Origin of the sequence: Neorhizobium petrolearium (assembly GCF_017873175.1) — a bacterium.
In the GTDB taxonomy this organism is placed as follows: domain Bacteria; phylum Pseudomonadota; class Alphaproteobacteria; order Rhizobiales; family Rhizobiaceae; genus Neorhizobium; species Neorhizobium petrolearium.
The window spans coordinates 175,145-188,735 of record NZ_JAGGJW010000003.1 but is presented as its reverse complement, the minus strand read 5'-3'; the positions used below and the strand labels follow the sequence as shown (position 1 = coordinate 188,735).

At 63.1% G+C, this 13,591-nt stretch carries 12 protein-coding genes; 9 read left to right on the top strand and 3 right to left on the bottom strand.

The features are described 5' to 3' along the window. Positions 1 to 7 precede the first annotated feature (7 nt). Positions 8 to 1,021 carry a LacI family DNA-binding transcriptional regulator gene (locus J2046_RS07120; RefSeq protein WP_210050526.1) on the top strand — a complete coding sequence of 338 codons (1,014 nt, stop codon included), beginning with the start codon at positions 8 to 10 and terminating at the stop codon, positions 1,019 to 1,021. On the opposite strand, the gene J2046_RS07115 is transcribed toward J2046_RS07120, so the two are convergent. The 3 genes from J2046_RS07115 to J2046_RS07105 are packed head-to-tail and all read right to left on the bottom strand — an operon-like array spanning position 1,018 to position 3,196. Further along, entirely contained in the window at positions 1,018 to 1,893 is an 876-nt protein-coding gene (locus J2046_RS07115) for an amidohydrolase family protein (RefSeq protein WP_210050524.1), read from the bottom strand. The genes J2046_RS07120 and J2046_RS07115 overlap by 4 nt on opposite strands. 39 nt (positions 1,894 to 1,932) lie before the next feature. Further along, a complete protein-coding gene (locus tag J2046_RS07110) occupies positions 1,933 to 2,388 on the bottom strand; it encodes a MarR family winged helix-turn-helix transcriptional regulator (RefSeq protein WP_210050522.1) in 456 nt (151 codons plus the stop codon). A 13-nt stretch (positions 2,389 to 2,401) separates the two neighbouring features. Next, positions 2,402 to 3,196, bottom strand: coding sequence for a crotonase/enoyl-CoA hydratase family protein (locus tag J2046_RS07105; RefSeq protein ID WP_210050520.1), 795 nt, complete (start codon positions 3,194 to 3,196; stop codon positions 2,402 to 2,404). A 151-nt stretch (positions 3,197 to 3,347) separates the two neighbouring features. On the opposite strand from J2046_RS07105, the gene J2046_RS07100 reads away from it, so the two are divergent. The 8 genes from J2046_RS07100 to J2046_RS07065 all read left to right on the top strand — a co-directional run bounded on the left by J2046_RS07100 (position 3,348) and on the right by J2046_RS07065 (position 13,591). Next, positions 3,348 to 5,204: a feruloyl-CoA synthase gene (locus J2046_RS07100; protein WP_210050519.1), complete on the top strand. Its 1,857-nt coding sequence runs from the start codon at positions 3,348 to 3,350 to the stop codon at positions 5,202 to 5,204. After that, positions 5,201 to 5,962: an SDR family NAD(P)-dependent oxidoreductase gene (locus J2046_RS07095; RefSeq protein WP_210050517.1), complete on the top strand. Its 762-nt coding sequence runs from the start codon at positions 5,201 to 5,203 to the stop codon at positions 5,960 to 5,962. The genes J2046_RS07100 and J2046_RS07095 overlap by 4 nt, the downstream gene beginning before the upstream one ends. 6 nt (positions 5,963 to 5,968) lie before the next feature. Further along, positions 5,969 to 7,576, top strand: a complete 1,608-nt coding sequence (locus J2046_RS07090) for an acyl-CoA dehydrogenase family protein (protein WP_210050516.1) — start codon at positions 5,969 to 5,971, stop codon at positions 7,574 to 7,576. 122 nt (positions 7,577 to 7,698) lie between these two features. Further along, positions 7,699 to 9,381 (top strand): dihydroxy-acid dehydratase, encoded by a 1,683-nt coding sequence (gene ilvD / locus J2046_RS07085; protein WP_210050515.1) that lies wholly within the window; start codon positions 7,699 to 7,701, stop codon positions 9,379 to 9,381. Positions 9,382 to 9,472: 91 nt separating this feature from the next. Further along, a complete protein-coding gene (locus tag J2046_RS07080; RefSeq protein ID WP_210050514.1) occupies positions 9,473 to 10,381 on the top strand; it encodes a LysR family transcriptional regulator in 909 nt (302 codons plus the stop codon). A 144-nt stretch (positions 10,382 to 10,525) separates the two neighbouring features. After that, positions 10,526 to 11,863, top strand: a complete 1,338-nt coding sequence (locus J2046_RS07075) for an FAD-dependent oxidoreductase (protein ID WP_210050513.1) — start codon at positions 10,526 to 10,528, stop codon at positions 11,861 to 11,863. Positions 11,864 to 11,873: 10 nt separating this feature from the next. Next, complete coding sequence (locus J2046_RS07070) at positions 11,874 to 13,145, top strand: aconitase X (protein WP_210050512.1); 1,272 nt, start codon at positions 11,874 to 11,876, stop codon at positions 13,143 to 13,145. Then, complete coding sequence (locus J2046_RS07065; RefSeq protein ID WP_210050511.1) at positions 13,145 to 13,591, top strand: aconitase X swivel domain-containing protein; 447 nt, start codon at positions 13,145 to 13,147, stop codon at positions 13,589 to 13,591. The genes J2046_RS07070 and J2046_RS07065 overlap by 1 nt, the downstream gene beginning before the upstream one ends.

Genomic DNA, 13,591 nt, shown 5'->3' with positions numbered 1-13,591 from the left:
GGAAAGCATGAAGGACGAAAAGAGAATGCGTTTCGTCAGCGCCGAACAGGTTGCCCGGCTCGCCGGCGTGTCCCGCTCGGCGGTCTCCCGCACTTTTACGCCGGGCGCCAGCGTGGCGCCTGCGACGCGCGAAAAGGTGCTGCGTGCGGCCGATGAGCTCGGCTATCACGTCAACGACCTGGCGCGCGGCGTGCTCGCCAACCATAGCCGGCTGGTCGGCATCGTTGCCACCAAGCCCGAACTCGGCTTCCGTGCCCATCTGACCGCGGCGCTCGCCAAGGCGCTGATCGGACGCGGCAGCATTCCGATCCTCATCAATACTGGTCAGGCGGAGGAGGAACTGTTCGCCGCCCAGAAGATGCTGATCGGCCACCGCGCCGAGGCGACGATCATCCTCTCCGGCTCTCCGCCGGCGAGCTTCTTCGAGCTTGCCCAGCGAAACGGCCAGCCGCTGGTGGTCATCGGTCGCTCGGAACCCGATGCCGACCATGTCCGTGCCGGCAATTCCGAGGCCTCGCGCAACGCCGCCAATGCGTTTTTCGCCGGCGGCCGCCGCCGGCTTGCCGTGATCGGTTCCGGGTCCGGCACGCCGAGCATAGTGGAGCGCGAAAGCGCCTTCCTTTCCGCGGCCAGCGCACTGGGCGCCGAGGTGATGGCGGCCAGAGGGCCGGATTCGGATTACGACAGCGGCATTGTCGCGGCCGGCGAGCTCTTCTCCGGCGATACGCGTCCGGATGCGGTCTTCTGCGCCAACGACCAGATCGCCTTCGGCCTGATGGATTTCGTCCGCGCCGAACTCGGCCTGCGGGTGCCGGATGACGTGGCGGTGATCGGTTTCGACGACGTGCCGGAAGCAGCCTGGCTGAGCTACGGCCTCACGACCTTCCGGCAGGACCCGGCCACTATGGCGCAAAGGGCGGTGGAACTTCTCGACCGCCGGCTTGCAAGTCCGGATGCCGAGCCGGGTTACGAGCGGGTCATTCCCGAGCTTGTGATCCGGAAGAGCTTTGTCCCGACCTAAATTTTCAAAAGCTTGCGGGCGTTTTCCTTGAGGATCAGCGGCCGAACCTCGTCCTTGATGGCGATATTGGCGAAGTCGGAAAGCCAGCGGTCCGGCGTGATCGCCGGCCAGTCGGAACCGAACAGCATTTTGTGCTTCAGCAGCGAATTGGCGTATTGGATGAGGATCGGCGGGAAATATTTCGGCGACCAGCCGGACATGTCGATATAGACGTTCGGCTTGTGGGTCGCGACCGAAAGGGCCTCCTCCTGCCAGGGGAAGGAGGGGTGCGCCAATATGATCGGCATGTCGGGAAAATCGACCGCCACATCGTCGAGATGGATCGGGTTGGAGAATTTCAGCCGCATCGCCATGCCGCCCCGAAGCCCGGCGCCGACGCCCGTCTGGCCGGTATGGAAGAGCGTGATCGCGCCTTCCTCCTGGATCGCCTCGTAGAGCGGATAGGCCATCCGGTCGTTCGGATAGAACCCCTGCATGGTCGGATGGAACTTGAAACCCTTGACGCCGAATTCGCGCACCAGCCGCCGCGCTTCGCGGGCGCCGGCCTTGCCCTTGGCGGGATCGATCGAGGCAAACGGGATCATGATGTCGCTGTTTTCGGCGGCGATCCTTGCGACTTCCTCGTTGTCGTAGCGGCGGAAGCCGGTTTCCCGTTCTGCGTCGACGGGAAAGATCACGCAGCCGATCCTGCGCTCGCGGTAATAGGCGGCGGTCTCCTGCACGGTCGGCAGCATGCCCTGCGCACCGGCGGGATTCCTGAAATATTTCGCCATCCCGGCCTGGAACTCGTCATAACCGTCGTCCCGCGGGCCGCAGCAGGGCTCCTCGGCATGGGTGTGGATGTCGATGGCAACCAGATCGTCGATATTCAAGGTTCGCTCCTCCCGATCCTTCGATTTGTCTGCCGATGTTCAGCCCAGGCCGACGAATTTCCGCAACAGGGCCGTCAGTTGCCGGCGTTCGGCGGCGCTGAGATTTTCCCCGACTGAATCCTCATAGGTAAAGAACCAGTCGCCGGCCTGTTCCACCATCGTCACGGCCGCCGGCGTCAGTGTGATTTCGACGGCGCGACGGTCGTCGTCGGGGATACGGCGTGAGACGAGGCCCTGATCCTCCAGCGAGCGGATCAGCTTCGTCATATGGGCCCGCTTGATCATCAGCCGCTGGCCGAGCACGCTTTGCCGTATGCCCGGATTGTGCAGGAGGACCCAGAGAACCGAAAATTCTCCCGGTTTCAGGTTGTGATCGCCGACCTCTTCGAAGAAGCGCTCGTAGATCTTGAGCTGGGCAAGCCGCATCAGGAAGCCGAGCGCCGTGTCGAGACGATCGAGATTCACCTCGTCAGTCGTGCGGATCGGCATGTCCATCCTAAAATTCCTCTCAGGCCGAACCCGGTGCCTTCAGCCGCGCGGCGCGTTTTTCCAGGAAGGCGCGCAGCCGCTCTTCCGCTTCCGGGCTCGTGGCGGTGAATGAGGCGATGAAGGATTCCACGAAAAGCCCGTCTTCCTTGGCCATGTCCTGGATGCGCGGCAATGCGTTGATGACCGCGTAGTTGGAAATTTCGGCGTTGCTGGCGGCCGCTTCGGCGAGCTGGTGCGCCTTCTCGCGCGCCTGGCCCTTTTCGACGACATATTGTGCGAGGTTCCAGCGCTCGGCTTCTTCCGCCGAGGCGACCCGCCCGGTCAGCATCATGTCGGTCATGCGTGCGACGCCCATAAGCCGCGCGGCACGCACCGAACCGCCGCCGCCGACGAAAATGCCGCGCTGCCCTTCCGGCAGGGCAAAAAAGGCGGAGCGGTCCGCGACCCGGATATGGGTCGATGCCGCAAGCTCCAGCCCGCCGCCGACGACCGCGCCGTGCAGGGCGGAAACCCACGGGATCGTGCCGTGTTCGATGCCGGCGAAAACGGCGTGCCAGCGCCGCGAGCCGTGCACGCCCTGGATCGGCGTCTTCTTGACGTGTTCGGCAAGATCGAGCCCGGCGCAGAAATGGTCGCCATGCCCGAACAGAACGACGGCTTTCGCTTCGCTTTCGGCGCGCGCTACCGATTCCGCAATCATTTCAACGAAGCGATCGCTGATGGCATTGCGTTTTTCAGGGCGGTTGAGACCTATATGGGCGACCTTGCCCTTGAGTTCATAGGTCACGAAGCTGGTTGCCGTCTGGTCGGCCATTCTTGTCTGCTCCCTCCAGCAACGGACGCTCCCCCGTCCGTTTTGAGTTTTTGATCGTTTACATGGAGATTGTTTCTTTGTAAACAAATTTTGGGAGGAGCCGCTACGGCTCTCATTAGAATTCATGTGATTGACGTCTGGGAGGAGACTCATGAGCGGGAAACCCGTCCGCGATGTAAAGCTCTGGTCGCCGGTGGTGCGCTGGGAAGAAAGGCCAAGCGGCGAGTTCCTCGTCCGGCGGGAGGACCGGCTCGGTCCCTATCCCGGCAAGATCAACGAGCGGCTGGTGCATTGGGCGAAGACGAGGCCGGATCGTGTCTGGATGGCCGATCGCGAGGGCACGGGTGAATGGCGCAAGGTAACCTACGGCCAGGCTCTGGACCGGGTGCGGCGCATCGGTCAGTTCCTGCTCGATCTGGGGCTTTCGGCCGAAAATCCGCTCGTCATTCTCTCCGAGAATTCGATAGACCATGCGCTGATGGCGCTCGGCGCCCAGCATGTCGGCATCCCTTCCGCCGCGATCGCGCCGGCCTATGCGACCATCTCTTCCGACTTCGGCAAGCTTGGCGAGATCGCCGCGCAGATCACGCCGGGCCTGGTGTTCGCCGATGATGCGGCTGTCTTCCAAAAGGCTGTCGATACGGCCTTCGGCGCAGACATGCCGTTCGCCGCGATCCGCAACCTGCCGGATAGCCGTCCCAATACCCATCTTTTCGACCATATTCTCAAGACGGAACCGACCGTGGCGGTGGACGAGGCTTTCGATTCGGTCGGGCCGGATACGGTCGCGAAATTCCTGTTTACGTCAGGCACGACAGGCTCTCCCAAGGCGGTGATCCAGACGCAGCGCATGCTCTGCTCTAACCAGGAAATGGTGGCCGATTGCTACGCCTATTTCCGAGAGGAACCGCCGGTCCTGGTGGACTGGTCGCCATGGAACCATACGGCCAGCGGCAACAAGTGCTTCAACCTCGTCATCTACCACGGAGGCACCTATTACATCGATCGCGGCAAGCCCACGCCGAAGCTGATCGGCCAGACCATCGCCAATCTCCGGGAAATCTCGCCGACCTGGTATTTCAACGTGCCGGCCGGTTATGAAATGCTGGTGCAGGAGATGCGGGAGGACGACGGGCTTCGCCAGAGCTTCTTCAAGGATCTGAAGATGATGATGTATGCCGGCGCCGGCATGGCGCAGCATACCTGGGATGCCCTGATCGAACTTGCGGAAATGACCGTCGGCGGCTACGTGCCGCTCGGCACCGGCTTGGGCTCCACGGAGACGGCCCCGTTCTCGCTCTTCTGTACCGATCCGCAGGACAAGCCCGGCAATATCGGCATCCCGGCTCAAGGGGTCACCATGAAGCTGGTGCCGTTCCAGGACAAATACGAACTGCGCCTCAAGGGCCCCAATATCACGCCCGGCTACTGGCGCAACGAGAAGCTGACGGCCGCGGCCTTCGATGAGGAAGGGTTCTACAGGATCGGCGACGCGGTGAGGTTCGCAGTCCCCGGCGATCCGCGCAAGGGCTTTTATTTCGACGGCCGCACGGCGGAGAACTTCAAGCTGCAGACCGGTACATGGGTCGCGGTCGGCGTGCTGCGCGCCCAGATCGTCAACCAGTTCGGCGGGCTGATTCGCGATGCGGTGATCACCGGCGAGAACCAGGCGGAACTCGGCGCGCTCGCCGTACCCTTCATGCCGGCGTTGCGGGAACTCGTCCCGGACGGCAGCGGCCTTTCCGACGAAGAGGTGGTTGCCCATCCGAAGGTCAAGGCGGCGATTGCGGCAAAGCTTGCTGAGCATCAGCGGCAGGCGAGCGGTTCGGCGACGCGCATCATGCGCATTATGCTGATGACGGCTCCCTTGCGCTTCGAAAAGGGCGAGGTGACCGACAAGGGCTCGATCAACCAGCGCGCCGTGCTTGCACATCGCAGTGATCTGGTCGACGCTCTCTATGAGGATGGACCGGATGTCATCCGGGTCGGAAAGGAGCTTGCGGCATGAGGATCGAGGGATCGAGCGCAGTCGTCACCGGCGGCGGATCAGGGCTTGGCGAAGCGACGGCCCGTCTGCTTGCAAAGCTTGGCGCCATCGTTCACGTCTTCGACCGCAATGGAGACGCGGCCGAAAAGGTCGCCGGTGATATCGGTGGCGTGGCAATCTCGGGCGACGTGACCAGCGAGAGCGATGCGGCAAAGGTTATGGACGTAGCCGCCAAGGCCGGCGATGGCCTGCGCATCCTCGTCAATTGCGCCGGCATCGGTACGGCCGGCCGCATTCTCGGCAAGGAAGGGCCAATGCCGCTTGCGGATTTCGAGCGTGTGATCCGCATCAACCTGGTCGGCACGTTCAACATGATGCGGCTTGCCGCCGAGCGTATGGCGACAACAACCGAACGGGAAGACAAGGCACGCGGTGTTATCGTCAACACCGCCTCGGTTGCCGCCTTCGAAGGGCAGATCGGTCAGGCCGCCTATTCCGCCTCCAAGGGCGGCATCGTTTCCATGGCCCTGCCGGTAGCGCGCGAGCTTTCCCGCTTCGGAATCCGCGTCAACACGGTGGCGCCGGGCATTTTCATGACGCCGCTGCTGAAGGGCCTGCCGCAGGAAACGCAGGACAGTCTTGGCGCCGCCATACCCTATCCCTCGCGGCTCGGCGAACCGTCGGAATTTGCCGATGCGGTGCGCTTCCTGATCGAGAACCAGTATGTCAACGGCGAGGTGATCCGTCTCGACGGCGCCATCCGCATGCAGCCGCGGTGAGGATCCATGTCCTTTTCGGATCAGGCAGACCGGACGCTTGAACTCCTGTCCCTGACGCCGGGCTGGCACAGGCTGCGGGATCTCAGGCAGGATTGCGATGACGAGACGGTGACGGCGATCGTCGGGGAGGCGGCGAATTTTGCCGAAGGGGTGCTGGCACCTCTCAACGCGGTCGGTGACCGTATCGGCGCGCAGGTCGTCGACGGGCGGGTGAGGACGCCGGAAGGTTTCGCTGCGGCTTTCAGGCAATATGCCGAAGCCGGCTGGCTCGGCATGGACGTGCCGGAGAAGTTCGGCGGACAGGCCGTGCCGCTGACACTGCATGCCGCCTGTGCGCCGCTTTTCGAACGTGGCTGCGTGGCGCTGATGATGGCGGCCGGCTCGACCCGTGCCGCCGCGCATCTCCTGGCGGAAGCGGCCGACGAGGAAACCGTGGCCGAATGGGTGCCGAAGCTTTCGTCGGGCGAATGGGCGGCGACCATCTGCATCTCGGAGCCGGAAGCCGGTTCCGATGTCGGCCGGCTGCGGACGAAGGCGGAATTTTGCGACGGCGAGTGGTTCGTGACCGGACAGAAGATCTGGATCTCCTTCGGCGATCACGACATGGCCGAACGTATCGGCCACTGTCTGCTTGCCCGCACCAACGATCAGCCGGGCACGCGTGGCATCAGCCTGTTTCTCGTGCCGAACCTGATCGACGGAAAGCCGAATGGCGTATCGGTCGACCGGATCGAGGAGAAGATGGGCCTGCACGGCTCGCCCACCTGCGCCATGCGGTTCGAGAATGCCGGCGCCGTCATGCTCGGCAAGGAGGGGCGCGGCCTGCCGCAGCTTTTCACCATGATCGAGCTGATGCGGTTGCTCACCGGCTGCCAGGGGCTCGGTATCGCCTCTGCTGCGGCCGATATAGCCGAGGATTATGCGAGAGAGCGCCGGCAGGGCGGCCGGCCCGATCGGCCGCCTGTGCCGATCGTGACCCACCCGGACGTTGAGCGGCAGCTTTACGAAATCCGCTCTTCGACGGAAATCCTGCGCGCCGCAATTCTGGAACTCGCGACCGTCATGGATCTGGCGCGGCTCGGTACCGAGCCTGGGCTGGAGGATTTCACCGGCTGGATGCTGCCGCTCGCCAAGAATTTCGGCGCGGAGGCGGGTTTCAACGCGGCGAATGCGGCAATCCAGGTGCTGGGCGGCGTCGGCTATACGAAGGACTGGCCGCTCGAACAGTACCTGCGCGATTCCCGCATCATGGCGATCTACGAGGGCACGACCGGCATGCAGGCGCTGGATTTCCTAACCCGCCGGCTCTGGCGCGACGAGGGCAGGGGCTTGGCGCTCTTCCTTGAAAAGGCGCGCGACGAGATCGACGCATATATGTCCGAACATCCGGCGGCGTCGGACGCTGTCCTTCGCATTCTCGACGGTTTCGAAGCGCTCAGCGGCAGGATGATGGCCATGCAGGGCGATCCGGATGCGGCGCTTTACCGCGCCGATGCCTATATGCGCGCAGCCTGGACGGCCGTCTCCGCCTGGATGGCGCTGCGGATTTCCGAAACCCGCGCTGTCAACGGGCTCGCCGCACAATTTGCGTTTCATTGCGCGCGTTGCGATTGATCATGCGAGCAGTCTTTCTCGATTCGAGAAAGGTGAGCGGTCTGTTCTAAGCATTCCCCACCGCTTCTTGAATTGTTAGCCTCTCCCGGAGGTGATCGGTATCGGGAGGAGGAGGCCTGAGGATGACCAGGAGACAATTGCGCAGCAATTTCGAACCGGGTACGTCGCGCTGGGCGGTGCGACGGGCACAATGGCGGGCGCTCGGCCTTACCGACGAGGACATGGAGAAGCCGAAGATCGCGGTGGTGAACACCTCTTCGGAACTTTCCATCTGCTTCAGCCATCTCGACCAGGTTTCCGCCCGTGTGAAGGAAGCGGTGCGTGCCGCCGGCGGCATTCCCTTCGAAATCCGCACGATCGCGCCGAGCGATTTCATCATCAGCGCCGGCCGGGCCGCGACCTATATCCTGCCGAGCCGCGACCTCATCACCAACGATATCGAAGTGGCGGTCGAGGGCGCCCAGCTTGATGGCATGATTTGTCTCGCCTCCTGTGACAAGACCACGCCGGGACAGATCATGGCGGCCGCCCGCATCGACCTGCCGACGCTGGTCGTGCTGTGCGGCTATCAGGCAAGCGGAAAGTACCGCAACCACCACATGGATATCGAGGAAGTCTTCCTGCATGCCGGCCACCATGCCGCGGGCAAGATCAGCTTCGAGGAATTGAAGGAGATGAGCGAGAACGCCATCAAGAGCCCCGGCGTCTGTTCGGGCATGGGCACGGCCAATTCCATGCATTCGGTTTGCGAGGCGCTCGGCATGGCGCTGCCCGGCGGTGCGCCGGTGAGGGCGATGAGCGAGAAGATGATGGATTATGTCGACCGGGCTGGCCACCGCATCATCGACATGGTCTGGGAAGACCTGCGTCCGCGAAAGATCCTGACGCCCGGCGCCTTCCGCAACGCCGCTGCAACCGTGCTGGCCGTATCCGGCTCGATCAACACGATCAAGCACTTGCAGGCAATCGCCGTCGAGGCGGGCCTCGATATCGATGTCTACCGGATTTTCGAGGAGTTGAGCGGCGAGGTGCCGATCCTCGCCGCCGTTCGGCCGATAGGGGCGAATTCGATCGAGGAATTCGAGGATGCCGGCGGCGCGCGCGGCATCATGAAACGGCTGGAGCCGATCATTGATCGGTCGGCACTGACCGTCACCGGTCGGACCTGGGGCGAAGAGTTGAACGATGTCGAGATCGCCGATCCGGAGGTCATCCGTCCGCTCGACAAGCCCTTTGCAGTCAAACCCGGAATCGTGCTCCTGCGCGGCTCGCTGGCGCCGGATGGCGCGATCGCCAAGGTGGGGCTGCGCGGTCCAGGCCGGCCGATGAGTTTTGACGGTCCCGCGCGTGTCTTCGACAATTCACCCTCTGCCGAAGCGGCGTTGAAAGAAGGCGCGGTGAAGCCCGGCGAGGTACTTGTGCTGCGCGGCATGGGCGTCAGGGGCGGGCCGGGCATGGGCGGCGCCTCCCGCCTTGTCTTTGCGCTCGATGGTTCCGGCCTCGGCCCCGAGGTTGCGGTGGTGACCGACGGGCAGTTGAGCGGCCTCGTCAATGTCGGGCTGGTGATTGGTGAGGTGAAGCCGGAAGCCTTCACTGGTGGCCCGCTCGGCCTCTTGAAGGATGGCGATCGCATCACAATCGACATCGACAGCCGCTCGATCGAACTTCATGTGCCCGAGGCGGAGCTTGCCGCTCGGGCTGAAGCCTTTGTTCAGAAGCCGCTTTCGGCCGATAAGGGCTGGCTCAATCTCTACGGCAGCACGGTCACGCCACTTGAAAAGGGAGCGACGCTGGTCGCGAAATGATCGCAGGTTATGGATTGTCTCTGGAGTTGCGGAAACGCCGAAAATATGCGCCTGATGCGGGTTCCCATTTTTTCTCGAAACGAGAAAGACAGTGAACATACTTCTCGACATCGGCGCATTCCTGGCGACGGCCCGCGCCGGTAGCTTTTCCGCCGCAGGCCGTGATCTGGGCGTCGCGACCTCCGTCATCACCAAGCGCGTCAAGCGGCTTGAAGAGCACCTGAACACCCGGCTCTTCGTCCGCACCACGCGACGGCTGGCCCTGACAGTGGATGGCGAGCGACTGAGGCCGCGCCTCCAACTTTTGGTTGGCGAGATCGAGGATACGCTGGCGACGCCCAGCACCCAGGAACTGGGGCTGACGGGTTCCTTGCGCATCAAGGCGCCGACGACGCTCGCCTCCATGTTCTTCGGCGATATCTGCGCGGCCTTCCAGGCCAGGAATCCGCGGGTCAAGATCGAGATCGTGCTGATCGACCGCTCGGTCAACCCGCTGGAGGAAGGCTTCGATGTCGCGGTGGGCGCACTGCCGCAATCCTATGCCTATGTGATCGACTACCCGCTCTGTGCTTATCCGCGGGTGCTCTGCGCCGCGCCCGACTATTTCGCGAGCCGCAAGCGGCCGAAGGACCCGACAGAACTTGTCGGCCACGAGTGCATCACGTTCCACACGATCGGCACGACCTGGACCTTCCAGATGGAGACGAGCCCGCTCAACGTGGAGATCACGTCGAACTTCACCGCCAATGACAGCCGCATCCTGCTCGCCGCCGCCCGCCAGGGATTGGGGCTCGCAATCCTGCCGCGGTTCCTGGCGCAAGCCGATCTCGACAGTGGCAGACTTGAGGAAGTCATGCCCGAATGCCCCGTCGAACCATTGTGGGTAAAGGCCCTGGTGCCGCGCATCAAGATGAACAAGAACGTGGTGTCCGAGTTCATATCCTACACGCAGAAGCGTCTCGCGGAAGGCATTCCGGATCAAGCCATCCCCGCGTTTTGAGCGAAAGCCAAGACTGGATGCCCCTTCCAGCTTTCGCGAAACACGAAAACTGATCGCAACACTTGCCGGGTTCAAGGCTTGGCGGCTTGGGTTACGATCCGCCGATGTGCGCCGCGAGGCGCGGGCTCGCAAGGGAGGAACTTTATGGCGGAAACGCTGAGCCGGGAAACGCGCATTGTCAGACGCGAAAAGGACACGCCGTTCCGCAAGCTGAAGGCGGATATCTGTGTCGTCGGCGCGGGCATCGCGGGCATTTCCGCGGCGTTGGAAGCCGCGCGTCTCGGCCGCAAGGTCGTGATTGTCGATGGACAGGCCGCGCTCGGCGGGCAGGCGGTCAACTCGATCATCGCCACTTTCTGCGGCCTCTTTTCGAATGGAACGCACGGTTATCAGTTCACCTATGGCGTCGCGGACAGGCTGCTCGCTCATTTGGAATCCCAGGACAAGTCGATCTACTACCGCCACGGGCCGAACACGACCGTCGTCTATTACGACGAAGTGGTTCTTGGCCGCTGGATGGAGCAAAGCGTGCTCGAAGCCAGCATCGAGGTGGTGCTCGGCGCGACGATCCTCGACGTGCATGTCGAAGGCCGCCGCATCGTAGAGACGGATTTCATGACCCGCTACGGCGGCATATCGATCGAGGCGACCGGCTGGGTCGAGGCGAGTGGCGATGCGGCGCTCGTCTGGCAGGCGGGGTTTGCCTGCCGCCAGCCGGAAAAGGGCGGCGTGTTTGGCACACAGATGGTGGTGCTGGAAAACATCGACGAGGCGAAACAGCCGACCCGCTACGAGATTGCCGACCGGATGAAAGAAAAGGCCGCGGATTACGGCCTGCTGCGCCGCGAGGGCCTGGGGTTCACCATCCCCGGCCGCGGCATCGCCGCCATGAACATGACCCATGTGGAAACACCGCTCGATCCGGTCGAGGCATCGCGGAAGGCGCTGGAAGGCAAGGACCAGGCATCACGCGCCGTGGAATTCCTGAAAAAGGAGTTCCCGGAATGTTTCGGCAATGCCCGCATCCGTTCCTTCGGTCTGCCGGGCATCCGCCAGACCCGCTGGATCGCCGGCAGCCATCACCTGACGGTCGACGAGATCCGGGCCGGCACGAAATTCGACGATGCGGTTGCCCGCACCGCCTGGCCGATCGAGTTGCACGATCACGGTGACGGCCACCACTGGATCACCTTCGACGAGGATCACGCCCATTACATCCCGCTAGGCAGCCTGACGCCGGACGAGTGCGACAACGTCGCCGCGGCAGGGCGTTGCATTGATGCGGATTCGGCTGCGCTCTCCAGCGTGCGCGTCATGGGACCTTGCATCGGCATGGGCATGGCGGCGGCGAATGCGCTTGACCTTGCCGGCACCGGCAGCGTGCACCAGATCGACCTTGCGGCATTGCGGGAGCGGGTTTCCGACAACGTCGAAAAGAAGCACTATCGATGGACGGACGAAGAGATGCGCGCCGCATCGTGAGGAGGACGCGATGAAGCTGACAGATTATGAAAAGGCCATGTATGACGGCGAACACGGCCGCGCCAAGGCGCGGGCGATGGACCTGCTCGTGCGCTACGGCGAGGCGCTCGGCGCCGAGCGTCTGGTCGAGACCAACAATGTCGCGGGCGCCTTCAACGCCTCCACGCCCTCGGTGCAGCCGATTGCTGAGAAGGGCATGGAGCACGTCTATTCGGAGCTCAACCTCGACAGCGACGAGGTGGTGGAAGTGCCGCATATGGTGGCCCATACCTGCCAGCTCATTACTGGCATCGATAACGACAACTGGGAACTTCAGGGCGTCGACAAATCTCTCGTCGATATGCAGCGGAAAAACGAAAAATTCCTCGGCCGCCGCGGAGTCAACATGTTCGCCACCTGCACGCCCTATCAGGTGGGCAACGTGCCGGTGAAGGGCGAGCATTGCGCCTGGATGGAATCGTCCGCCGTCATCTACTGCAATTCCGTGCTCGGCGCCCGCACCAATGTCGAGGGCAAGGAAAGTACGGGGGCGGCGGCGCTGACGGGCCGCATTCCGTATTGGGGTTTCCATATCACCGAAAACCGCCGCGGCACCCATCTGGTCGAACTCGACATCGAGGTTGACGACATGATGGATTGGGGCCTGCTGGGTTATTATATCGGCGAGGTGATCGGCGAGGACATTCCGGTGCTGAAGGGTACCAGCCATCAGCCGGACCTCGTCAAGCTCAAGCATTTCGGCGCTGCCGCCGCGTCGTCGGGCGGCGTCGAGATGTACCATATCCCGGGCATCACGCCGGAGGCGGACACGATCGAGGAAGCCTTCGGAGGTCGTAAAGTGAAGGACACGTTCCGGTATGGCGCGGCGGAGCGCCGCGAGGCCTATGAGAAACTGCAGAGCGCGACCGAGAAAAAAGTCGATTTCATCATGTTGGGCTGCCCGCACAATTCCATCGATCAGGTGGCGCTGATCGCCCATATGCTGGAAAACAGGAAGATCCATCCGGACGTGCAGCTCTGGGTGCACACGCCGCGTGCCATCAAGCAGGTGGCCGAGCGCAATGGTTATCTCGATGCTATCAAGGAAGCCGGCGGCGTCGTCATGAGTGACACCTGTCCCGCCATTTCGAGGCGCCTGCCGCAGGGGACCCGCGTCATCGCCACCGATTCCGCCAAACAGGCGCATTACCTGCCGGCGATCACCGGCGTCGAGGGCTGGTTCGGTTCGGTCCGCGATTGCGTCGACGCAGCGTTGACCGGCCAGTGGAATGGGAGAGCCTGATGGATATCGTGACGGAAGCAAAACCCGAAACCATCGTGCTCAAGGGCCGCAAGGTGGTTGCCGGACGCGCCGAGGGCGAGGCGCTGGTGACCTCAGAGACAATTTCCGGCTGGGGCGGCATCAACGAGCGTACCGGCACCGTCATCGAGCGCCGGCACGAGATGCGGGGTGTCTCGTTTGCCGGCAAGATTCTCGTGTTTCCCGGCGCCAAGGGCTCGTCGGGCTGGTCCGCCTATTTCCACATGACGCGATTGAACGGGGTTCAGCCGCAGGCGATGATTTTCACGCGCATGACGACCAAGATCGCGCTGGGGGCCGTCGTCACCCGCGTACCGGCGATCACCGAACTGGATCAGGATCCGCTTTCGGTGATCGAAACCGGTGATTGGGTCGTGATCGATGCCGATGCCGGCACCGTGACCGTGACCAAGAAGAAATCCGCCTGA

Bases quoted from the DNA above. Each gene is read 5' to 3' on its own strand.
- J2046_RS07120 (WP_210050526.1), top strand. From the start codon at position 8: ATGAAGGACGAAAAGAGAATGCGTTTCGTCAGCGCCGAACAGGTTGCC.
- J2046_RS07110 (WP_210050522.1), bottom strand. From the start codon at position 2,388: ATGGACATGCCGATCCGCACGACTGACGAGGTGAATCTCGATCGTCTC.
- J2046_RS07105 (WP_210050520.1), bottom strand. From the start codon at position 3,196: ATGGCCGACCAGACGGCAACCAGCTTCGTGACCTATGAACTCAAGGGC.
- J2046_RS07100 (WP_210050519.1), top strand. From the start codon at position 3,348: ATGAGCGGGAAACCCGTCCGCGATGTAAAGCTCTGGTCGCCGGTGGTG.
- J2046_RS07095 (WP_210050517.1), top strand. From the start codon at position 5,201: ATGAGGATCGAGGGATCGAGCGCAGTCGTCACCGGCGGCGGATCAGGG.
- J2046_RS07090 (WP_210050516.1), top strand. From the start codon at position 5,969: ATGTCCTTTTCGGATCAGGCAGACCGGACGCTTGAACTCCTGTCCCTG.
- ilvD (WP_210050515.1), top strand. From the start codon at position 7,699: ATGACCAGGAGACAATTGCGCAGCAATTTCGAACCGGGTACGTCGCGC.
- J2046_RS07075 (WP_210050513.1), top strand. From the start codon at position 10,526: ATGGCGGAAACGCTGAGCCGGGAAACGCGCATTGTCAGACGCGAAAAG.
- J2046_RS07070 (WP_210050512.1), top strand. From the start codon at position 11,874: ATGAAGCTGACAGATTATGAAAAGGCCATGTATGACGGCGAACACGGC.
- J2046_RS07065 (WP_210050511.1), top strand. From the start codon at position 13,145: ATGGATATCGTGACGGAAGCAAAACCCGAAACCATCGTGCTCAAGGGC.